This is a genomic window from Bradyrhizobium sp. C-145 (assembly GCF_023375135.1).
Taxonomy (GTDB): domain Bacteria; phylum Pseudomonadota; class Alphaproteobacteria; order Rhizobiales; family Xanthobacteraceae; genus Bradyrhizobium; species Bradyrhizobium zhanjiangense.
Map to the genome: position 1 here is coordinate 1,541,096 of NZ_CP088150.1, position 22,016 is coordinate 1,563,111.

At 62.6% G+C, this 22,016-nt stretch carries 14 protein-coding genes; 2 read left to right on the plus strand and 12 right to left on the minus strand.

Translation table 11 applies throughout. The features are described 5' to 3' along the window. Nucleotides 1–80 precede the first annotated feature (80 nt). The 11 genes from LRP30_RS07300 to LRP30_RS07350 all read right to left on the minus strand — a co-directional run bounded on the left by LRP30_RS07300 (nucleotide 81) and on the right by LRP30_RS07350 (nucleotide 17,141). Entirely contained in the window at nucleotides 81–1,436 is a 1,356-nt protein-coding gene (locus tag LRP30_RS07300; RefSeq protein ID WP_249759846.1) for a hypothetical protein, read from the minus strand. 4 nt (nucleotides 1,437–1,440) lie between these two features. Continuing rightward, entirely contained in the window at nucleotides 1,441–1,875 is a 435-nt protein-coding gene (locus tag LRP30_RS07305) for a Mov34/MPN/PAD-1 family protein (RefSeq protein WP_249759847.1), read from the minus strand. Nucleotides 1,876–1,915: 40 nt separating this feature from the next. Beyond that, nucleotides 1,916–2,401, minus strand: coding sequence for a hypothetical protein (locus tag LRP30_RS07310; RefSeq protein ID WP_249759848.1), 486 nt, complete (start codon nucleotides 2,399–2,401; stop codon nucleotides 1,916–1,918). A 4-nt stretch (nucleotides 2,402–2,405) separates the two neighbouring features. After that, the gene (locus LRP30_RS07315) at nucleotides 2,406–2,897 is read right to left on the minus strand and encodes a hypothetical protein (protein WP_249759849.1); all 492 of its coding nucleotides are present in this window, start codon (nucleotides 2,895–2,897) and stop codon (nucleotides 2,406–2,408) included. Nucleotides 2,898–2,977: 80 nt separating this feature from the next. Beyond that, nucleotides 2,978–6,337 carry an ATP-dependent helicase gene (locus LRP30_RS07320; protein ID WP_249759850.1) on the minus strand — a complete coding sequence of 1,120 codons (3,360 nt, stop codon included), beginning with the start codon at nucleotides 6,335–6,337 and terminating at the stop codon, nucleotides 2,978–2,980. A 3-nt stretch (nucleotides 6,338–6,340) separates the two neighbouring features. Beyond that, nucleotides 6,341–6,955, minus strand: coding sequence for a hypothetical protein (locus LRP30_RS07325; RefSeq protein WP_249759851.1), 615 nt, complete (start codon nucleotides 6,953–6,955; stop codon nucleotides 6,341–6,343). Beyond that, complete coding sequence (locus tag LRP30_RS07330) at nucleotides 6,948–7,640, minus strand: sigma-70 family RNA polymerase sigma factor (protein ID WP_249759852.1); 693 nt, start codon at nucleotides 7,638–7,640, stop codon at nucleotides 6,948–6,950. Before LRP30_RS07330 ends, LRP30_RS07325 begins: the two co-directional genes overlap by 8 nt. A 175-nt stretch (nucleotides 7,641–7,815) precedes the next feature. Further along, entirely contained in the window at nucleotides 7,816–11,370 is a 3,555-nt protein-coding gene (locus LRP30_RS07335) for a YhaN family protein (RefSeq protein WP_249759853.1), read from the minus strand. A gap of 4 nt (nucleotides 11,371–11,374) precedes the next feature. Further along, nucleotides 11,375–12,640, minus strand: coding sequence for a DNA repair exonuclease (locus tag LRP30_RS07340; RefSeq protein WP_249759854.1), 1,266 nt, complete (start codon nucleotides 12,638–12,640; stop codon nucleotides 11,375–11,377). Between the two features lie 210 nt (nucleotides 12,641–12,850). Then, nucleotides 12,851–13,084 (minus strand): hypothetical protein, encoded by a 234-nt coding sequence (locus tag LRP30_RS07345; protein WP_249759855.1) that lies wholly within the window; start codon nucleotides 13,082–13,084, stop codon nucleotides 12,851–12,853. Further along, nucleotides 13,062–17,141, minus strand: a complete 4,080-nt coding sequence (locus tag LRP30_RS07350; RefSeq protein ID WP_249759856.1) for an Eco57I restriction-modification methylase domain-containing protein — start codon at nucleotides 17,139–17,141, stop codon at nucleotides 13,062–13,064. The genes LRP30_RS07345 and LRP30_RS07350 overlap by 23 nt, the downstream gene beginning before the upstream one ends. Before the next feature lie 1,049 nt (nucleotides 17,142–18,190). On the opposite strand from LRP30_RS07350, the gene LRP30_RS07355 reads away from it, so the two are divergent. Both LRP30_RS07355 and LRP30_RS07360 read left to right on the plus strand, forming a co-directional pair. Next, nucleotides 18,191–18,502, plus strand: a complete 312-nt coding sequence (locus LRP30_RS07355) for a DUF736 domain-containing protein (protein ID WP_249759857.1) — start codon at nucleotides 18,191–18,193, stop codon at nucleotides 18,500–18,502. A gap of 397 nt (nucleotides 18,503–18,899) precedes the next feature. After that, nucleotides 18,900–20,099 carry a DUF932 domain-containing protein gene (locus LRP30_RS07360; protein ID WP_249759858.1) on the plus strand — a complete coding sequence of 400 codons (1,200 nt, stop codon included), beginning with the start codon at nucleotides 18,900–18,902 and terminating at the stop codon, nucleotides 20,097–20,099. 282 nt (nucleotides 20,100–20,381) lie between these two features. Here the strand turns inward: LRP30_RS07360 and LRP30_RS07365 are convergent, their stop codons facing one another. Further along, nucleotides 20,382–22,016 (minus strand): type IV secretory system conjugative DNA transfer family protein, encoded by a 1,635-nt coding sequence (locus tag LRP30_RS07365; protein WP_249759859.1) that lies wholly within the window; start codon nucleotides 22,014–22,016, stop codon nucleotides 20,382–20,384.

Here is a 22,016-nt window from a genome sequence, read left to right on the forward strand (position 1 = left end):
TTGCCATATCCCGACCGGTAGCATTTCGAGAGCAAGGGGATAACGAGAGCTCGCGATCTCTTTGAAGGGACCAGGGTCGACTACAACGCCGGCAAGTGACCGAATGCGTAGGGCGAAAACGGGAGGCGGACACATTCCACATCACAGAGATTGAGGGCCGACCCCGAGGCAATCTCGACCCCGCCGCCGCCATGGAGTCGGCGCAAGGGTTCCGAGACGGCGAGGGCGGCGGCGATCAAGCCGACGAACGGCACGCCGACCGTGCGCGACGCAAGCTGGGCCAGACCGCAAGTATCGAGTCCGGACTTTCGCAGCGCGCTGTACGCGGGCATCGCGGAGACATCAAAGGCGCTTCCAGCATCTTCGCGGCGCCAAATTTGGTCGGGCCGCCGTGACGACGGAAAGGTGTGCAGCGAGAAATTCCGAAAGCCGCCGGGACCGGCGCCTAGCCCGGCTTCTACCAAGAGTTCGAATTTCGCGCTGCCGAGATCGGCGCGCGTCGGCGCATTATCGACGCCGCAGAACGCGACAGCCGGATCGTGCGGACCACGCAATGTCCACGGTCCGAAGCGGCGCTCTTCAAGCGTGGTGGTGAACCCTGCCGCCTCCAGCCAGCTCGCGACGGTGCGGGTTTTCTTCGCTCCAACCAAAGCCAGGGATGACAGCAAGGAGGTGCTGTCGTTCGAGTCCGCAATCAGATCGTAGTCTTGAAGCGTGAGTTCGACCTTGTTGCGATCGGCATAGGGCAGGCAGGCCAACAACCATGCGAAGGCCTGTCCGAGGTTGCCGAGGCCGATCAGCCACAGTGAAGCGGGCAAATAGGAAAGCGCGGGCTCGCTTTCGTCCGGCGCGAGCCAATCGGCGCCAGGATTCCAGAGCGAGAGGCCTGCGGTGCGCCGTCCCGCCATGGGATGATCCTTCGCGTGCCAGGCGAACAGTTCGGCGGCAGCGGCGGCGGCGGCCATGGCGGCGGCGAGCGGATTCGCCGCATTCTCGGACAGGCGGCGCGCGTCATGCCGCGGTACGACCCCGCCCCGCCATCCCTGCCAGGTGAGCTGCCAACTCGTGGCGCTCGTCGTCGGCACCGTGCCGATTTGCGCGACGGGCCAAAGCGGATTGCCGGTCGTGGCGAGCGTGCCGCCGAGTTCGACGACGGCGTCGGCAAGGCTGCGCGCGCGCGCGAGCGGAACCAGCAGGGGCGCATCGGGCACCCCGAGCACTTCAACGCCGCCAAGCAAGGTCCGGCGCGCGAGATTGACCAAAGTCAGAAGCACGATCTGATGCGGGATCGAGGCGGCGGCTTCTGGGCCGACGCGGATCGAAGCACCGAAGCCGCGCAGGATGCCCATCGCGTCGTCGTGCGTCGCCGCGCGGCCGCTATCCATGAAGTATTTGGCCGTGCGGTGCAGGCGCGTGTGATCGATGAGAGCGGTCATGGGATCAACTCCAAAATCCGGTGTAGACGAATTTGCGGCAATGGCGGTGGCTGCGGTCGGCCCAGCGGTGCTCGCCCTGGTACTCGTAGATGCAAAGATTCTCGTAACTGACCGCGGGCGCGGCGAAGTCGGGCACGATGACGGCGATGTGGCCGGGCTGCGCGACCATCGGGTTGGTGCGATCGGCTTCGCTCTGGAAGGCTTTGCCCGGATGCGTATGGATGTCCGCGACGACGGAGAGCTTGCGCGCGCGGCAGATCGCCCAGAGCTTGGCGAAAGCGCCGGCGTGGAGAATGCACACGCCGCTCGCGTAGGCGGCCGGGTCGAGATCGTCATAGTAGACGACGTCGACGGCGGCGCGGCGGCCATCATGGTCATGCCCGAGCAGGAACGCGCCGGATTCGTGCCGCTGTTGTGTGCGCCGGTGCAGCTCGGCCATGGTGCGCGCCCACAGCGCTGTCGGGCAGTTCAAGCGGTGCTCAGGCGCCGCGAATGCCCGAATAATCGTCTTGATTGAGGAGATCATAAAGCTGCTCCAGGTAGCAGAGGATGCCCCGCTGCGGCTGCCACAGCCGGTTCGGGTGATTGTGAATCCAGTCGCCGTGCCCCTCGATCGACATGCGGTCGCATGGCAAATAAAGACATTGGCCGCCTTTCCAATCCGGCCTGAACACGGACGGAATGAGGGAGCGGCCCGCCGGCCAGTGCGGCGCGGGCAGGGCCCGCCGCGTGGCGGGGTCCCACGGCTGCGCCGTTGCCGGCGTGTGGCGGTAGCCGCTGCACTCGAAGCGGAATCCGAATTCGTCGGGCGCGTGCGGGCGCTTCGCCGCGGCAACCGCGATAGTTGCATGCGGCCAGACGGTTTCGATGTGACGCCACTTGCCCTCGATCTCGCAGCGCCGGAATTCCGGGGCGGCGAGATCCGCTGCGAGGAGCAACTGGTCGGGAGGCACGACCACCGTCATCGGCTCAGCCCTCGATGCGCTTTTCAGGAACCAGATCGAAGCAGACATCGCAGCTCCGGCCGTTGACCAGCTCCGCGAGTGCGGCGTCGGTCGGCGGCTGGATCGTGCTGTTGCAGAGCTGCAGCACATGCTCGCCGGCATCCGTCGGGTTGAGCTTGAGCTCGCGCACGGCCCACTGCTTGACGCTGCGCACGCGGGTTCCGGGGGCGAAGGCGCGGTCGATGGTGCGGTGCATGTAGTGGACCGCGACCTTGATCTTCTTGCAGCGGGTCAGGTGGACGCGCGAGCCGTGCTTGAGGCCCTCCACCGTGGCCTTGGCATCGTGCGACACGGGATTGTCCGCCTCGTCGACGAAGGCTTCGGACTCCTTATCAAAATCGATACCGTGCGTTTTGAAGACCTCGTGCAGGTCGTGCACCGTCGCCGGGATCGTAAACTCGGCGTCAGTGACGCCGGGCTTGCCCTCGGCCTGGATGAAGATGATCGTCTTGCTCATCGCAAATTCCCTTGGTGTGCGGCCCCTGATTGGGCCCCTAAGGAGAAAGCGACGGCAGGCGGAATTTTCGGGAAGTGGATCTAGGAGACGCCCTGGACGAAATCGCAGATGAAATAGCACTGGCAATTCGGGCAGCGCCGCGCATCCTCCGGCACGGGCGCGAATGCGCCGCGCTCGATGTCGGCGATGGTGCCGGTATATTCCTCCAGCAACTTGTCGTCCTTGCCGGGCGGAATGGGCACCGCTTCCCGGGCCGCGAGGTAATAGGCCTCGATCACGACACGCCGCCCCGGATAGCGCGCCGCAGCGCCACGGCGAAGCAGCGCATAAATGCGGTTGGCGGGATCCGACTTTGTCTTTCGCCCGGTCCGGATGCGCTGCACATGCACCCCGCCGTCGGGAGCGATGACGACGCGATCGGGTGTCACCGCGATTTGCTTGCCGCCGACATCAACGATCCATTCGCCCTGATCATAGCTTCCCGTCTCCGCCGCGATTACGTCCACCATCGACGTGATCATGGTTTCGGCGGAGGCACGGTAATACGCCTCGAAACCGTGACCTTTCGGCCCGCGCCCCGCCCATTCTTGACCGAGCTGCGCGAGCGCGGCGGGGAGATCCGACGGGGTGCCGGCGGCGCGCTGCGTCTCAAGCCAGCCGATGGTGCGGAACACGCAGCGATGGAATCGGACATAGGGAGAGTCGTCGCGAATAGCGCGCAGCTCGTCCAAGGCCTCAAACTGATAACGTTGCGGGCACTGTATATAAAGAGAAAGCTCGCGCTCTTGATAAAGCGTGCGCACACCGGGCGGTGCGAGGGTCCGCGCGAGCCGTCCCGGAAGCGGAGAGTCATTGCGCCGTGCGGCCGGCGCAAGCCCGTTGATGGGTGACAAGAACTTGGACGGGCTGGCGGACTGGCTCGCGCTATAGCGTTCGGCGCGGCTCAAGTACAGGAAGTCCCGCGCGCGCGAGAGCGCCACGAAGAACAAGCATTCTTCTTCCGCTTCATGATCGGCGGGACGGATGGCGAGATGCGGCAGGCTGGGCGGCGGCGGGCAGCGCACGCCCTGCCGGTTCGCCGGCATGTACCGCGTCGCTAGCGCTGGCAGGTGAACCGCTTTGAACTCAAGCCCTTTGCTGCCGTGAACGGTCAGGACCCGCACGCCGTTGAGGTCGGATGCCTCTGAAGCCACGGCCCGGTACATGCGATCGTCATTCAGGGCCTCGATACGGCGCACCCGCGCCAGCATATGTTTGCGGGTGGAATCTCCGTCAGCGGCCATTTCACTGCAGACCTTGAGGAGCTGATAGATGGCGACGAGCTGCTGCTGAGCCTTGGCGTCGTTGGCTGCCAGCCGCGATTTGAGATAGTCGCTGCGCTCGAAAAGCCATTTCGTCAGAAGCGTCCAGGGCGAAGTGCCCCCTCCGAAGCCGTCGAGCTGGCTTGCAAGACGTGCTAGTCCGGCGCTGCCCTGCAGCGTCACGCCCGCAATTTCCGGGAGCCGGCGCAGCGCGTCGAGGATGCGCACATTATTGGCCTCGGCCCATTTGATGACGGCGAGCGCGTCGGTTTTGGACGCGCCGTATTCCGGCAACTGCGCGACTCGGACAAGGCCGATACCGCCGGGTTCGGCGTCGATCGAGATCAGGGCGAGCAGATCGCGAATTTCCTCACGCTCGAACAGATCGCCAAGATAAAGAAGAGGCACGCCAAGTTGTTCGAGCGCGCCGGTGATGCGCGCGAGCGTGAGATGACTGCGCGCCAAGATGACCTGTTCGCTATAGGGGATGCCGTTGGCGCGCGCTTGCTCGATGTGGTCGCGGATCGCAGCCGCCTCGGCCGCGACCGAAGGCGCCACAATCTGGCGGATTGCGCCCACGCTTCCTCGCTGAGCCGTCCAGCGCCCGCCGGGGGAGGCCTGCATGCTGGCGGCGAAGGTTTGGAACGCCTGCACCACCGGCGAGCCGGAGCGGTAGTTGATGCCGAGCGAGCGCCGTGCTCCGGAAAACTCGGTTACAAAACGCTGCACGTTGCTGGGCGCCGCGCCGCGGAAGCGGTAAATGGACTGCCGCTCATCGGCAACGACCCAAACATCCGCTTGGGGCGCCGCGAGCGCCCGCAAGAGCCGCGCACTCGCCAGATTTACATCTTGGTATTCGTCAACGAGGATGTGCTCGAACCGCGCCTGGTATTCGGCGCGCAAGTCGGGGTTCTGCTCGAGCGCTTGCGCCGCGAGCAGAACCAGATCCCCGAAATCGACCGCATCGGCTTTGGCCAGTTCATCCTGATAAATCTCGTAGATGTCGGCGACCTCCAGCGCCTTGCCGGCGGCTTCGCGCTCGTCCTCGCTCATCGCCGCGCTGCGGGCGGCCTCGGCGGCAGCGCGGTACGCCTCCGGCGTGATGAGTTCGTCCTTGCAGCGCGAGATCGCGCGCAGCACAGGCACGAGCTCATAAGCGGGCTCGTAGAGGTTTTGAAAATACCGCAGCGGCAGGCGGATAAGGTTGGCCTCAAGCAGTGCGAGCGAGCCCGCTTCATCCAAAATGCGCACGTTGATCGTGCGGCCGATGCGCTGATGATACTTGGTGATCAGCTCCAGCCCGAACGCGTGGAACGTGCCGACCCACATTTCAATCGCGGCGTCGGCATTGCGGACGGACAGCCGCTCGCGCATTTCCTCGGCGGCCTTAATGGAGAAGGTGAGGGCGAGAATCGAGGCGGGCGAGGCGCCGTTGTCGAGCAGGTGCTGGATGCGGTGGACAAGCGTTCTTGTTTTTCCTGTGCCCGGCCCCGCATCGACGAGCAGCGGCCCGCCGCTCCAGGTCGCGGCCTCAAGCTGGCCCGGATCGAGCGCGTAGCTCAGGCTGGGGCCAGCCGGGGCGGGGGCTTCCAAGGCCGGCAGGAGCAGGGCGCGGATCGCTTGATTCAAGACGAGGCCCGGCGGCGCGCCGATATCTTTGGCAATGTCCGCAGGCTTGCGGCCATGCGCGAGGAGTTCTTCGCGCAGCCAGTCGGCCGGGCAGAGAAACTCGCCAGCGAAAATATCGGCTTGGACTTCCTTGCGCTCGCGCGGCGAATAGCCCTCCACGCGGCCCGCGCCTGAATCGATCGGATCGCCGCCAAGGCCAGGCGCGATTGCGGTCACTTCGTTGCGGGGATCGCGGTGGAGTTTGTAGTGACCGAGTTCATGCGCGGTCACCACGGCTTCGTTTTCCGGGCTCTGGCCGCTCGCGACGTTGATTATCTTCGAAGGGCGGTCGAGAAATCCATAAACACCTTTGCTCACGACCGAGCCCGGCGCGTAATGTGTGAGCTGAAGGTCTTCGTCTTCCAGCGCAGCCGCGAGCAGCGCAGGTGCCTTACGGACGCCCTTGGACTTCAAGAGGGCCTGGCGGTGACATTCGCGCGCCTTGAGCCGGATATCCCGCCAAGCGTCCATGCCTTAGTCCTCTCCAAGCCAATAGTGTTTTTCATCCTCCGACATGGAGCTGGCCTGAATGACCTCAGCATAGGATCGTGTATTGATGGTGGGCGCTTCATCCGCCTTGGCGTGGCCCAATCGCCGGGGCCCCGCTAGGAGATCGGATACCGCCCGCTCAAGCCAAGCCACACTCATGCCCAGCACATCGCTAAGCGCATCCGCCAAGCGCCGGCCCAACGGCAAGCGCATGCGGCCGGCATTCAGTTCAGCCAGAACCATGCGATCGATGTTGATACAGCGCGCAAGCCGCGGAATATCGAAGCCGGCCGCGGACACGGCCTGGGGCCACGTCTTTTCAGAGACGTTCTGGGCGGTGGCCTCCTGACGCGCACTATGGAGCAGATTCAGGGCATGGCTGCGCCCGCGAGCGAGCATGCTCTCGTCGGGCTCGGTGCCTTGCTCGTCGGACTCCGAAGCCCACTGCGCGCGCAGGGCGGCATGCTCACGGATATCGTCGGCGTATTGCGGATACCGGCGCGTCCATTCGGACACCTGCTCGGCGGTCGGGTTGTCGCAAGTCTGGTGGAATGCGAACAACACGTCGTCCCGTTCGGGATTTCGGTTTTGTTCAATCATGGGCGGCTCCTATCTCAATCTTCAGGAGAGCTTTGGTCTCGGCGATCCACTCTCCTGCGGTTTTGGCGCTGATTCCGAGCTGCTCCGCGATCGACGTCGTGCCGATGCCGGGTCCGAGGGGGCATCCGTGCATGTGCAGGCGGAACGCCTCCCGCTTTCTCGGGTCAGGAATCCTATTCAGCAATTGTTGAAGCTCGGCCACCTGCTCGCTGCCTTCCTCGGGCGGCTCGATGGTTTCGACGATGGCCTCGCCATCATCGGCGACGCCGGGCTGCATCTTGAAGGGCTTGTTGCGGTAGGCGTATTTGCGCTCCGCGCGGATCGCGTCGGCGACGCGGAATTCGACGCATGTCCTAAAGGTCTTGCAGAGCGCCTGCCCGTCCTTCGAGGTCGGCTTGAGCACGGCCACGATCAACTGGTGGTGTGCGCGCCAGATAATGTCCTCGCCCTCATTGCGGTGGTTCTTGCCGACCAGTCGCTTAATGCGGCGCAACAGCTCGTCCGACACGTGGGTGACCAGGTCGGCAAGGAGCCGTTGGTCGCCGTTCGGGCCGATGTGCTGTATCGCGGCCACGATGTCTTCCGGCCGCAGGCGTCGAAGGCCGTTGGCGGCGGCAACCCGCCTCCAGCCTTCCAGGTCGGATGGCGAGGGCGGTTCCTCGGACGTCTTGGCACCTGGCTTCATGTTTCAACCTCGCGATCCGGGAAAGGGCGGCCCTACCTAGGAAGCGACCGCACATCCAAAATTCCGGAAGCAGGGTCCGAATATTTCTTCAAATGTGGATTTTGGCCTGTTAAGTCATTGAAATAAAAGAAAAATCATCAGAGCGATAACAGAAATTACGGGAAATAACTTGGCTTCAGGCGGCCTCCGACTGCTGCGGCGGCGTGCTCTCGGCCGCTGGCAGGGTAACGCCGGCAATCGGGACACCCAAGGCTTTTCGTGCAACCTCTAGCAGATGTTCGTGGTGCGTGAAGAATAGAACTTGCGTCTTCTTCGCCAGCTCCCCCAGCACGCGGAAGCCGGCCGCCGCGCGCTTGTCGTCGAAGTTGATGAACAGATCGTCCGCGATGAACGGCATGGGCTCGGCGTGGTCGAGATAGTCTTCGACCGCGGCGATGCGCAGCGCGAGATAGAGCTGGTCCGCGGTGCCCGAACTCATTCCGGCGACGGCCACCCGGCGGCCGTCGTTGCGGATGCCGGCGAGCTGCACATTGTCGTGGTCGTCGAATTCGAGCTGAAGGGTTTTGAACGAGCCGCAGGTGAGCATGGCGAACAGCTCGCCCGCGCGCTTGAGCAAAGGCGCCTGCTTTTCGCGCCGGTAGCGGTCGATCGCCCATTGCAGCATCACGATGGCCGAGCGCAAGCGGACATATTGCTCGGCGATCTCGGTCATCTCGGCAAGCGCCGCTTGGCGATCCGCTGCGTCCCTCGCTGCCTTGTCGTCACCGCCGATGGCCTCGAAGCTCTGGCGCGCGGCGTTGCGCGTTTCGCGCGCCTCCATCAGGTTGTTGCGCAATTCCTTCACTTCGTCGTTGATCGTCTGCTCCTTCGCGGCGGTGGCGTCGAGATCGATGCCAGCGCACTCGACGGCCAAATCCGCGACCGAAAGGCCATCCCCGTCCTGCATCAACGACTTGGTGAGGCGATCCAATTCACCAGCAAGCGCCCGCATTTCATCCGAACGCCGGATGGCGGTGCGCAGGTCGTCAATGACTGAGACCGAAGCCATCCGCTGCAAGCGCGCGATGATGTCGCGGGCTTCGGCGCTTGATGCGCGGCATTCCTCGATCTTCTTCTGCACGCCGCCGATGTCTGTCTCTTTGGCGGCTTTGAGATCGCGGACGCGCGCGGCATCGGCTGCCAGCCGATCAAGATTCAAGACGGCTTCCTCGGCATCCGTGCCGTGCAGGTGCGGCGCGATGGCCTGCACCAATGCGGCCACGTCGGCCTCGAATGCCGCCGTATCTCTTTCGATCTTTTCGATCCGCTCATGCCTCAAATCATTGATGCGAACGGACGCTTCGCGCATATCGTCGATGGCATTGATTTGCGCTTCCGCGGTCTCGGGTGCCGCCGTCAGCGGGAATTGCAGCGTCTTGAGAGCCGCGGTCCAGTCGGCTGTCCACGCTGTCCATTCACTCTCTGCTTTTTCGAGGTCCTTGCGCTTGCGCGTCAAAGCGCCTGCCGCCTTATGATGCGCAGCATCAAGATCGTGCCGCGCTTTGGCGGCGGTCTCATGCGTGCGTTCCACTCCCGCGGCCGCTTCCACGACCCGAAGAAGCGATTGGCCGGCCAGCGCATCTGTGGAGACGCCTAGCGTATTCAGTTCGGCCAGGACGAGGTGCTTAGCCTGCGCCTCACGCTGCTGGCAGGCGCTCGTATCCCGCTCGGCCGCGTCGCGTGCGGCGATGCGTTCCAGGATCTCGGAGCGCGCGCGCAGCCACTCGATCATCACGTCGGGGGTCCCGGGCGCGGCGAAGACTCCAGCCCATAGTTTGATCCAGACGGCGTCGAGCGTCGTGCACTCTTCCTCTAGCGCTTTCTCTTCCAGGCCCAAGGACTCCAGCAAATCGTCCTGTTCGCTGATCTGCCGTCCAATCACCGCGAGCTGCGCGGCCGCGCCAGCGTGCTCGAAGCGGCGATCGGCCGCCGCATCCACAACCTGAATCGCGGTCTCGAAGTCTTCCGCCAGCGCACCCGACGGGGAAAAGTCTGCCACCTCATCTTCCGGGACGGCAGCGCCCTCAAGATGGCGCCGCCGGATAATGGACCAGCCTGCGTCGCGCCGGCCGCGCAAGCGCCCAAGTTCATCGGCCGCGACAAGCTGTTCGTCGGCAATGAGGCGCTCGTGGGCTTTGCGATGCCGGGCACCTTCTTGCTGCGCATGGCGGATGCGTTCGCGGCAGGTCTGCTGCCGCTGTTCGAGGTCACGGCAAGCCTCGCGGTGGGCCTCAACGGTAGCGAGCGGTGGAACGGGCATGGACTCAAGTACGGCGCAGTCCACGACAGCCGGGCGCAAGGCTTTCAGGGCGCGTTCGATCGCTACCTGCGCCTCCTGCTCGGCGCGCTCGGAATTGGCGATCTGGCCAGTCAGATCGCCAAGGTCTCGGACAGCCTTGATGGCCATTGCGAGCTTGGAAACATCGGTCAGCACGCCGAGCGCCTCGACATCGGCCTCGATCTCCGTGAGCTTCTCTTGCGCTTCGGTGACGGCCCCTTTTGCATTCTCAACCGCACCGGATTGCGCGCCGCGCCGGTTGAGCAAGCCGCGAAGCGCGGCCACTTTGGCCTTAGCGGGAATCCGCGCGATCACCTGCTCGACATCACCGCTCCATTCGAGTTCGGCGGCGTGTCGAAGGAGCGCGGCTTCGGCCGCGGCCAGTTCGGCGCGGCGCTTGGGAAGATCTGCTTTGCCAGCCCGGGCCTGGATGCGGCGATCACGAAGCTGCGCGATGTCTTCGGCACGTGCGAGCAAGCCATCATCGAAGTTGAGCGCGGCCCGTTCAGACTCAAGGGCCGCGATCTGCTCACTCAACGCAGCGATGCGAGCGGTGGCCGCGGCTTCATCGGCCGCCGCCCTCTCCAGGATATTGGCGGCATCGGCATCGAACGCGATCACGGTCCCAAGCGCCTCAATGGCGTTGTGCGTCTCCGCGCGCTTTCGCACGTCGCGGCAAACGCGGCGAATGCGGTTGAGCCTGTGCAGCTCTGCCGATTTGATCTCGATTTCCTGCTCGATGGCGGTGTGAGCGTCGTTCGAGGTCTCGAAGGCGCTCTTGAGCAACTGCCACTTGCTCGTGGTCACGACATTCTCGCGCAGGCCCGCTTCGGCGGCCTTCAGGCGTTCTTCTGCCTGGAAATACTTGCGGTGCGACGCCCGGCGCGAAGCCCAAAGCGCGTCGGCTTCAGCTTCCATGGTTTTAAGCGTCTCGCGAAGGCCTGTGATGCCGGCGCTTGCCGAGAACAGCATTTGGCCGACATCGTCTTGGGCCTGCAAGATGTCCTTGCCGCCCTGTTGCAGGCGTGGATGGTCGAGGCTGAACATCCGCGTGTAGAAGCGGCGATCCGCGCCCGCGAGAAACGGGGCGAGCGCCCCCTCGCCCGACGGGAGCGGCATGTCGTCATCGCCCAGCAATGTATCCTTGTTGCCCTTGCGGCGGCGCACCTTGAGCGTCTCGGCGCCCTTCTCCAGGAGCGCGCCCACCCGCATGGCGTTGTACTCGTGCAGAAAGTTGCGCGGTGAATTGGCCGGGATGCCGAAGAGCAAATCTTCGACACCGCCCATGGTCGTGGACTTGCCGGCCTCATTCTCGCCGAGCAGCATCTGGAAGTCCGGCTTGCCAGCCGGAAGATCGATAACGGCGTTCGTGAAATGGCCGTACTTGAGAAGATCGAGCTTTCGGATACGCATCGGATTACACCTTCTCTGCTGCGAGGCGTGCGTTGAGATACGCGCCGGCATGCGTGATGACGCCCGCGATGTCGGTATCGATGGCGGCCTTCAACGCGGCGTCACTCGACTCCGCCCGGATATCGTGGGGCAGCTTGCGGACAAGATCGCCAAGCTCTGCGGCGAGCCGTACCTGAAGGTCGGCATCGCCTCCGGCGCCCTGGATCATCCGCTGCAAGTCGCCGAGCGCGTCCTTGCGGGAGGCTGAGGCGTCAGGGCTTGCGGTCGCGATAATGAGGCGCTCGATCCAGGCCGTCTCTTCCCCCAAGCTCAAAGCGGCGGCACGCGCCTCTGCAAGGAGGCGATCCGCCGATGCGAGCAACTCGCCATGCAGCTTGGTCTGCCCGGTCAACTCAATCCTGCAGGCCAAAAGGCGGCCGTGCGCGTCGCGCGCCACTGCGCCCTCGATGGCCGCGCGCACGCGATCGATGGCGTCGGCCGATGCGTTGCAAGAGCCCACCGGCACCGGCAAATGGATCCAGCGCACGCAATCCACATGAAGCGGCGAGATCGTCTCGACCTGGCCGTCCTCGACCGCGACGAGCGATGCACCTTTCGGCCCGCTTTCCCGGATGTGGCGGCCTTGCAGATTGCCGCAGAAGACGACATGGGGCCGCTCGTTGAGAACCGCGGCTTGATGCACATGCGCAAGCGCCCAATAGTCGTAGCCCTTGTTGATCAGATCCTCGATGGCGCACGGCGCATAATTTGCGTGGCCCGGCATCCCGCCTAAGCCGGTGTGCAAGACGCCGATATTGAAGCAGCCCGCGATCGGCGCGGGATAAGCCGTGACCAAATTGTCCGTCACGTCGCGCTGCCGGAAGCTTTGGCCGTGAAGGGCTACGCCAAGATGCTGCAGGCGGAAGGTCTCGGGCTTGCGCGCGGAGAACACGCTCACATTGGCCGGCAAGGTCAGCCTGCGGGTGATCTGGCTTTCCGCGTCGTGGTTGCCGTAGAGCAGGAAGGCCGGAATGCCAGCCTGGGCGAGCCGCCCCATCTGCTTCACGAAGAAAAGGCCGGTCTGATAGTCGCGCCAATCGCCGTCATAGAGGTCGCCGGCGATGACCATGAAGTCCACTTGCTCCTCGATCGCCTGGCTGACGAGATTGTCCAGCGCCACGCGCGTTGCGGTGCGGATTCGTTCGGCCGCCGCGCCTTGCTGCCCAGAAAGACCCTTCAAGGGGCTGTCGAGGTGGATGTCGCCGGTGTGAATGAAGCGAAACGACTGCAAGACCATGTCCTCCCAATGCCGAACGGCGGCGATCACCTGTCAGTGGCGGCGCCACTGGCTCGTCCCTATGAGATGAGCGAAAGCTCCCGGAATTTTCCGGAAGCGCCGAACCAAAAATCTTGGCGAGCCTACTCGCTATCGAACATAGAGGGAACGCAATAGTCAGGAAATCACAGATATCCCCAATATGTGGTAGCCTGGAACCGAAATTCAGGGAAAAGTCGAGATTCCCGCGGAATGCGCAAAAGCCCCGCTGCGGTTGGCCGCAGGCGGGCTTAGCCGCTTAGCGGCGTAGTATACGGCCAGGCCCAGCACCTCCGGCTGCCAACCCGAGTTCGCGATCAACCCTTCGGCCCGAAGCGCCAGACCGGTCTTCTTGAGCTTGGCGAGCTCGGGCGCGCCCTTCGGCGCGAAAATGGGTCTATTCGTCGTCTTCCTCGGCATCAGGACTTGCGTCTTCCGTAGCAAGCCCAAGCGGCGTGAAAGGCATGCGCGGCGGAGCCGTCTCCCACATCAAGGCGACTTCTTCGGCCGTTAGGCCGTAAGCCGTGTTGACCAAATCGGAAAGCTGCTGTTCGAGCGTGAACATTGTCCGCCGTGCGGCCCTAGCGGGTTCGATGGTCGCGCCGTGCTCCCTCTTCAACTCGGCGATGTCGCCGGCAGTCAACTTGCGCCGGCGCGGGATTGCGGCTTGAACTGCCGTGACAAAAGCGTCAGGCGTCAACGCATCGAAGTTGAGTAGGGCTCGGCTCGGCTTTGCGATGGCAAAGCTATGCTTGAGCCAGTCCGAGATAGAACCGGTGGCCGCGCTAATGGTCCTCGTTTCTTGGATCAATTGCTCGACCAGTCTTGTTGCCTGTTGCTTAGAACGGGGAGCAAGTTCGGCAATGGGCAAACGCTCCATTTTGTAGCCCATCGGAGACAGCGCTTCGTCCTTGAGATGGGTGAGATGGCGCCAATTGAACCACCACATGAGTGGAGAGTTAAGAACCGCCAGCAATGAAAGATCGTCAGTCGGAATGATGAACGTCTTGTCGTTGCCGAGGCGTCCCTCCGCATCGAACGCGTAGGACGCATAGAACTGGATGACTTTGTAGATGATTTTTGGCTTGCTGAACTCCTGCCAATAATCAACCGCGTCTTGCAGCTCATACCAGGCGTACGTGCCTTTCTTTCTTCCGGACCACTTTTCGCCAGGACGGCTCGGCTTCCAATCGTCCGGTCGCGGCTCAAGCCGCCTCCTATAGGCTTCAAGATGCCGTTTGACGCTCGGATAGGCATCGATGTCGATGCCGCGGCGCGCGAAGATCATCCACAGTCCATTATCGGCGGATTGCCAGCGCGCGACATCCTGACCGCGCAGGTACGGCTTTATGATTTCATCGGCCGATGCGTGTTCGGCCACTAGCCGGTCCCGCGTAGGCGTGTCGATCAAGAAGGCCTGGTTGAAGCCAGTCTTGACGCCGTACATCGGAGCTGTCCCGACCTTCTCGGCCAGCGAGGTGCCGGTCGCTCTGATTTTGTTGAAGAGTGCGACGACCGGGGGCGGCTCGATGATCCAATTGTCCTTTGTGAAATGCCCGCGGGGCAGCGGATAACTCGCGTGTGCAACGGCCTCGTCCAGGTGCTTCTCCGGCACGTCATCGCGCGGGATGGCGCAGACGGTCGTCTGCGCTGGCGCAGCGACGGCGGGCGAGGGCTTGCGCACTACGATGACCGATGGAAATACATCGGCATCCGGGAAGAACTTCTTCGCGTGGCCGAAGTCGGCGACGAACTCGACCCATGCCTTGGTGGCGAACAACTCTCGCAATTGTTCGGCGTAGCCGGCTCGGAGCCATTTATTCGTAACCACGTAAGACAGACGCCCTCCGGGCGCCAAAAGCTTGAGTCCCTGCTCATAGAAGTAAATGTAGAGATCAGCATAGCCGTCATAAGCCGAAAAGGCTCGCTTGAGTGCTGGCTTGGTCGCGCCAAGGAGTTCATGCCGAACATAGGGCGGATTGCCAATGACAGCGTGAAACCCTCCGCGCAACTCTCGGCTCTCCCATTGTTTCCACACTCCTGGAAACGAAACCTGCCAATTTTGGAAACGCGTGGATTTGTCGAACGCTCGGGCTCGATTAAGAATCGCTGCGAACTTGGAAGCAGCCGGCCGCAGATCTTCGGGTATGCGCGTGAAAATATCGCGGGCTTCGGGGTGACCCGAGCCCTCGTCGCTAAGGCCGAGCAGCAGCTTGCCTCGCGCGATGTCGAAAGGCTCGCCGAACTGGCCATCCAACCAAGCGCGAATGGCCGCTTCGTCGTCACGCTTCAGATCGATCCAGTCGAGGGCATAAAGAATCTTCAGGAAGGTGTTGAGCGGCCTTGTCTCCTGCTCGATGCCGTCAAAGAGGGTCTTGGATTCGACCACCTCTGCAATATCCGCATCTGAGACTCGTTCGAGCTTCTGCATGGCAGTGGCCTGCGCCATCGCCTTTTGCATCGGCTCGTTGATTAGAAGCTGCCCGCCCCATTTTGTCAGTCTATCCATCGCATCGGAAATCCATGACCCAAACAGCGAATTGCCGCAGCGCAGGTGATGGTCGAGGAACGAGAGCGGGGCGCCGACCGTGAAGGTGTGCAGCCACAGTGCGACTTTGGCGAGCTCCACGGCCATGGGGTTGAGATCGACGCCGTAAATGCAGCGCTTAAGGATTGTGCGGCGGACAATATGGCGGTCGTCGAGATGCTCGATCGTGAAGGGCCATCCGTGCTGAGTAGCCTGTTTGATGATGTCTTGGCGTGTTGCCTCGATGTTGTTGAGGACAGGTGAGCGGTAGGGTGCATCTGACCAATCGACAACAGCCTCAGCTTCCGCAATAGCCGCGAGCGCATGATCGGCCAGCCAATCGACGAGGCTCACCAGAAAATGTCCTGAGCCCATAGCTGGGTCACAGATGCGAAGCTCCAGAATGTGGCTGGCGGGATCAAGCCCCTGCAGTTCCGCGAGACGGATCTCGGGGCGGCGTTTGTCCTTTGCCAGCGTAGCAGAGCGCTCGCGGAACGCTGTGAGCCTCTCCTCGATGAAGGGACCGACCGCCTTTTCGATGATCAGCGAGACCAGGCTGTCGGGCGTGTAATAACTTCCCGACTCATGCCTTGCGGCATCGTCAGCGCTGACGGTGACCGTGCCGTCCTCATATGTCAGGCCGTATTCCAGCGTGCGCTCGTAGATGGTGCCGAGCTGTTGGACCGAAAGGTCGCGGTAGTTGATATAACGTGCGCGTCCTTCTTCTTCGCGGTGCGAGAGGCCAAAGATCAGCGCGGAGACGATGCTGTCAGGCAGTTCAATGCGGGTGAGCAACCGTGCGCTGTCAACCGCGAACAAGCCGCCATTGTAAGGGGGGATGCCAAGATCATCGTCGCCCTCTGCGATGGCTTTGAATACCGCGCGCAACTTCGGCCAGTAGGTCGCGGCTGACGAGGAGAAGACCTGCTTGCGGTCCATCCGTTCAGCGATGTCGAGGCGCATTGTGGTGAGTGAATAGGACTTATACGGCTCGCGTTGATCAGGCAGAAGATCGCGATCCTCGGCATACACAACGAACAACAGCCGGTAGAGCAAGATAAGCGCGGCTTGGCGGATGTCGTCGAGATACGCATCGGTCACGTCGGCGGGCCGGGCAGGGTCGTGCTTGGCGAGGGCAGTGACAAGCTTCGGGAACAGCTCGCCGAAGACCAGGCGCGAGAGGTCCTTCGTGACCTGCTCTTCCCATGTTTTGCCGGCTTCGCGCGAAAGATCGTGGAAGGTGCGCGGGCCCTCGACCGGCAAGAAAGCCGCCTTGCCAAAAAAGAGAATGAACAAGCGTAACACCCGATCGGATGTCAGACGCTCGTCGGCATGGTCCAGAAGGTTGAGCTGGTGACCCGGTAGCTCCAGAGCTTGGGCAAGATCGATCTCCAGATAGTCTTCGGAGACGGAGAGCGCGCCCTGAAAATAGAGGCGCCAGACGCTGCCATTCGTCAGGATTCCAAGGCGGACCTTGTTGTTCGTCTGAACATCGACGCGGCTCAAATACTGCAGCATCTGCGTCGAAGGCACACCCTCTTCGCTTGGATCGCGCTTGTCGGCGCGATCGAGGGCACGATTCCAACGTTTGGCTTCGAGAACGGCGAGCCCATGCTGGAAACGCTTCCATTGTTGAGCTTCGGTAACCGCAAGCGATTTGGCCGCGTCGTCGGCAAAGAGCAGCGCGTCCGGGACCTGCTTGCGTCCCTTTTGCGAAAGGATTTGCTGAACTTGGTAGTCAGACCAGCCGAGCGTCTCGATGACCGGATAAATGAAGTCCTTCTCGGTCTCCGCCTCGTTCGGCTTGGCGATCTTGAGGAACTTGCCGGCGATGGACTTCAACCGCTTGCGAAACGCTTCCACCGATTTATCGGTGAGGCCCATCCATTGAGCGGTGCGATCGACCCCGTCCAGCAGGTAGTCGCGAGTGAAGAGATTTCCGGAGATCACGAGGTCAGTCCTGCGGGAGGCTTAAGCGGCGCCTCGAAACAGTTTCGAGGGCCGGTCGGCGTTGTACGAATTGGTATTCCGCCGCCGCCGCGACCAGTAACCGCGGCTGGAAGCGATTCTCCTATCCGATAGTGGCATCGGGGGCGGAGAGGGTGAAGAAGTTTTACGGATATCGCCACCGATGCGCCTGATTCAATTGGCTTTTCCACCGTTGGGATGCCAAATCATCCAAGCAGGTGCTTTTGCACGTGTTCCGCCCTATGCAAAGCCCCCCTGCGCATTATCTTATTTTCCTCGCTTTAGCCGCGCTGACGATCTTCAGCGCGACACGATGCGCCATCAATTTCTCCCAGCGAAAGAATTCTTGTGTCCGGGCCGCAGAACGGTCCCTGGCGCATCGAAAAAATCAGCCGCGCGCCTGATTGGTGCGCGGCCGATCCGATGACGCAATGCGGCGACTGGCCTACACCAGCCCCTCCTCGCGTACGGGGATGATCTGCCGCGGTCGAGCGATTATCCTAGCGCACCAGTTCGACCAAAAAGGTGATTGGGCAGAGGCCGCACGCTTTGATCATGTGACGAACCCAAACTCCGTGATCGCCTCCCAGCATTCCGTCTTAGCCGTGCCTTCGATGTAGCACGCGGGACTGCGATGAGGGTGCTGACTTTTACCGAGATGCGTCTAGCTTGCAGAAAACACGCGGCCGTCTGCGTGTACCCGCTTGGTCCGAAAGTGGTCCTCGTGCTCCGTCGGTATCGGCCGCCATGGTTGTCTCCGTCACTTCGTTCACGAGCCGCGTCCTCTGCAACCTCGAATGGGCGGATCAGGCCCGTGGGGCGGCAAGAGCCTCGATCGCCTTCCCGCAACGGCTCCGCCGGCTTTTTTCCCCTGCCGCGAAGTGGCGGCATTCCTCGCGAGTCAAAAAAACGTCTAACGCCGTCCTACGCGCTGCTGCGGGCCTGACGGCTGCGGGCCGATCGCTCCCGGGTCAAGGACCGCCATCGAGGCTGCGATGGTCGCGGCCCGACAACAGAACAGAGAGAACACCATGGCTACCATCGGCACCTTCACCGCCTTGAACAACGGCTTTACGGGCTCGGTCAAGACGCTCACGCTTAACGTCAAGGCGAGCTTCGTCGCATCAGAAAAGGACAACGACAAGGCTCCAGACTATCGCATCCGGGCGGGTGCGACCGAGTTCGGTGCCGCCTGGAAGAAGACCGCGCGGGAGAGCGACCGCGAATATCTCTCGGTCAAGCTGGACGATCCGAGCTTCCCTGCTCCGATCTACTGCTCACTGGTCAAGGGCGAAGGCGACGACAGCTACATGCTGATCTGGTCCCGCCGCAACGGCGATTGATCCAGCGGGATCGAACTGCCCCGCCTCCTCGGAGGCGGGGCCTTCGTCGTGCCCATAGCCCGACGCGCAGAAGAAGAGGTGGAGGGGCTTCGGTATGACCTTCGGCCATACTTGTCACTTTCAGGACGATCCCTAAGGGCTCCGCCCTCGCGCGCGCAAGGGTAAAGCACCGAAACCGGTGCCGGCTGGAGCGGTATCCCCGGTCTTCCGCGCCCACGAAGATCCTTAACGACTTTGTCGTCAGGGCGCGTGCAGACGCGCGCCAAGTGCGCGCCCCGTCGGGCGGGTGATCCCCCTCCGCTTCCTGCCGCCCTTGCGCTTGCTACCCCGGTCTCGCCGACGGGCAGGGTTGCAGCGCAGCGCTGCGCTTTAACCCAAGCCCATAGGAGAAACACCCATGACAGTGGTGACCTTGACCCGGAACGAGCAAACGGTTTCCAGCGGCTTTCGCGTGGATGTTTCGCGCGGTGAACGCATCGGCCGAGTTTCTTCGGAGTGGTTTTCCCGCCCCGACGACGAGCGTTATCTCAGCCTGACCGATCTTCATGACACAGTTCGCCGCCGCGCTGACTTTGCCCGAACTCGGACCATTGAAAGCCGGGCCGTGCGCGTGGAGGCAAGCCGCGACAACGCCGAACGACTGGCCTTAATAGTGCCGGGCCGCAGTGAGCCGGTCGCGCCGACACATTGGAGTTTTGGTCAGCTATGCAGCCTTGTCGGCGCGCCGACATCTTACATGCGGCAGCTTCCTGCACCTCTCGCCGGGATCAATTTGCAACACGGTTTGCTGTCACATCGTGGAGAGCTCTTGAAAACGCTGGAAGCCGACGACGGGCGGGTCGAGCTTCGCGCAGTGACCGGACCCGACTACGGGCGTATTTGGGATCACGAACTGACGGCCGCCGTGATGAAGATCGCCGGCGATGGGACCGGCGACACAAGATGGAAGGTCCCGGGCGTGCTGGATTGGACGACCATGACCCACAATCCCTTTGTGGATGTGACAAAGGAAACAACCACGCTTTACGCAAGCGACCGCGATGTATTTCTGTTTCTGGTCGACGATGCCAACCCAATTGAAGCAGGGCGCTTGGCGGACGGATCGCCGGACTTGTATTTCCGGGGATTTTATTGCTGGAACAGCGAGGTCGGATCAAAAACGCTCGGCATCGCCTCGTTTTATCTCCGAGCCGTCTGCATGAATCGCAATCTGTGGGGCGTGGAGAATTTCGAGCAAATCACCATCCGCCATTCCAAGTTCGCGGCGGAACGCTTTGCGCACGAAGCGGCTCCCGCCCTGACAAGCTTTGCCAACTCCTCGGCAACACCGTTCATCGCGGGAATAAAAGCCGCCCGCCAGCAGGTCGTTGCCCGGAACGAAGAGGACCGGGACAGCTTCCTGCGCAAGCGCGGGTTCTCCAAGACGGAAGCTGCCAAGATCATTGAAACCGTGCTGAACGAGGAAGGCCGTCCACCTGAGAGCGTGCTTGATTTCGTGCAGGGGATCACCGCGCTTGCCCGCGGCAAAGCTCATCAGGATGCACGGCTCGAGCTTGAGGGCAAGGCGAAGCGATTGTTGGAGCAGGCCGCCGCCTAAGCATCGCAAGGAGCCGTGCAGCCGCTCACCTGGTTGCACGGCTTATGCTTCATCTCAGAAAGAGCTGGGAATTTGCCGCCGATCCGGCGACGGATCGGCGGTTGACCACGACCGCGCGTGCGGCTCGCCGGGCCTATCGGCCCGGCTCGCGAAGAAGAACAGCCCGACCCTTAGCAGGCGCTTTCGTTTCAAGAACAAGAGCATCATCGCCACGAAGCTTCGATCTGGCGATGCTGCCGCGATCACCCCTTAGTTGAGTCAAATCCTTCTCGACGATATTCCTTAGCGCTGCTCGGCAACGATATGCCTCCTCAATCGGGAATCGTTGTGGGCGGTCTTGCGCAGGATCATCGGCCGTTTCGAGTACCGCTTGCTGTTGGGAAACACGATCAGGTCAGTTGGCGGGACTTGGCCGATCGCATCTTCCGTCATCAGGCGCACCGCCTTGGGCTGAAACGCCCGAGACGTCTTGCCGGTGTTTTCGTCCCTGGTCTCGACCATGTCCGTCAAGGTGAAGTCGCCGATCGACCGCGAGAGGAAGTCGCGTTCATCCGGATCGGTGAGCGGCAGATCGGAGCAGGTAGTGAACTCCGCCGTGTTGAGCAGCGTACGTGCGCCCTCCGCGCCGTAGATGTCGATGATCTGGCTGCGGCTTTGCCAGAACGTCCAAAGCCGCAGATTTTGTCCAGGCAGCTCGCCGGCAGCGACCAAGAGTTCCTTGAAGCGGCCAAGCGTCGCCGCCTCGTCAATAAAGCACACGATGGGTTCGCGAGCGCGGCGGCGCCGCACTGCGGTGAAGAGTTCGCAGAGCAACCATCGCGTCAGCGGCGTCAGCGTTTCCATATCCTCGGCCGGCAGCGTGATGAACAGGTCCATGTCGCCCGTCGTCACCTCCGACATCGAGAAGGTGCTCTTGTACGTAAGGCGCTGCAGCCGCTTATCCAAGCACCAACTGAAGGCTTGGGCTGCGGTCGACACAATGGAGTCTCGGCCTTTCGGGTCCATGGCAAGCACAGCTCTGGCGGCTGCCGCTGCGTTTCCCTTCAATCGCGCGAGCCTCTCTGCGAACGTATCGAGGTTCGATAGTAGCCACGCGGCATCCGCCGGCGTTGCGCAATTGGCAGAGTGTGCCACCAGGAAGGCGCCGACGATGACATCGACGGCACGGTTCTGAAAGTACACCGCCTCACCATTGGGCTTCTCCGGCAGCAAGGCGCGGGCCACGCGCTGGAGATGCAGGATGTCCTCGGGGTTCATCGTCGCAAGCGGGTTCCAGGTGTCCGTGCCACCGACAAGGTTGATGGGATCGAGGCAGCGTACCGTGCGGCCGAGCGCCCGGCGCCGCGCGGCGACGGCGCGATAAGCTTCGCCTTTCGGATCGATGACAATGGCCGGCCCACACCAACCCTTGCTGTCGGGAACGGCGAGATTGGGGATCAACAGCCCCGATGTCTTGCCCGTACGCGGCGGCGCGATGGTGATGAGGTGGCTTTCGGTCGAGACGCGGATCGGGCGGCGGGTGTCGGGATCAAGGCCAAGCTCAAGGCCAATCCGCATCCGGCCCCGTTCCTTTCGGGTCGCCCACCGGGCGTCGCCATACGTGCGGCCGGGGTCGCGCCTCGGTCCGTAGTTCGGCACAAAGCACGCGACGAAGACCAGCAGCGGGCCCGCCAGGATCCCGGCGAGAGCAGTTCGGCCATAGGGGCCCAGGGCCTTGGTCTGGCCGAATGCCATGTCGCGGTAGGCGAGCAGCGAATCCCATCCCCAACTGTCCCACATCGCCGTAAACCAGAGGGATGGAGGCTGGATCGTGTTCGGCCACAGCGAGGCGTCAAAGCCATGCACCATGAATTCCGCAACGGGAAAGCCGAACAGGAAGGCCAGGATGGTGAGCGGCACGAAGATCTTCCAGAACAT

What these genes read in the sequence shown, in the direction of transcription:
- LRP30_RS07325 (WP_249759851.1), bottom strand. Translation starts at nt 6,955, where the DNA reads ATGATTGAACAAAACCGAAATCCCGAACGGGACGACGTGTTGTTCGCA.
- LRP30_RS07315 (WP_249759849.1), bottom strand. Translation starts at nt 2,897, where the DNA reads ATGAGCAAGACGATCATCTTCATCCAGGCCGAGGGCAAGCCCGGCGTC.
- LRP30_RS07310 (WP_249759848.1), bottom strand. Translation starts at nt 2,401, where the DNA reads ATGACGGTGGTCGTGCCTCCCGACCAGTTGCTCCTCGCAGCGGATCTC.
- LRP30_RS07365 (WP_249759859.1), bottom strand. Translation starts at nt 22,016, where the DNA reads ATGTTCTGGAAGATCTTCGTGCCGCTCACCATCCTGGCCTTCCTGTTC.
- LRP30_RS07330 (WP_249759852.1), bottom strand. Translation starts at nt 7,640, where the DNA reads ATGAAGCCAGGTGCCAAGACGTCCGAGGAACCGCCCTCGCCATCCGAC.
- LRP30_RS07320 (WP_249759850.1), bottom strand. Translation starts at nt 6,337, where the DNA reads ATGGACGCTTGGCGGGATATCCGGCTCAAGGCGCGCGAATGTCACCGC.
- LRP30_RS07300 (WP_249759846.1), bottom strand. Translation starts at nt 1,436, where the DNA reads ATGACCGCTCTCATCGATCACACGCGCCTGCACCGCACGGCCAAATAC.
- LRP30_RS07355 (WP_249759857.1), top strand. Translation starts at nt 18,191, where the DNA reads ATGGCTACCATCGGCACCTTCACCGCCTTGAACAACGGCTTTACGGGC.
- LRP30_RS07345 (WP_249759855.1), bottom strand. Translation starts at nt 13,084, where the DNA reads ATGCCGAGGAAGACGACGAATAGACCCATTTTCGCGCCGAAGGGCGCG.
- LRP30_RS07335 (WP_249759853.1), bottom strand. Translation starts at nt 11,370, where the DNA reads ATGCGTATCCGAAAGCTCGATCTTCTCAAGTACGGCCATTTCACGAAC.
- LRP30_RS07305 (WP_249759847.1), bottom strand. Translation starts at nt 1,875, where the DNA reads ATGGCCGAGCTGCACCGGCGCACACAACAGCGGCACGAATCCGGCGCG.
- LRP30_RS07360 (WP_249759858.1), top strand. Translation starts at nt 18,900, where the DNA reads ATGACAGTGGTGACCTTGACCCGGAACGAGCAAACGGTTTCCAGCGGC.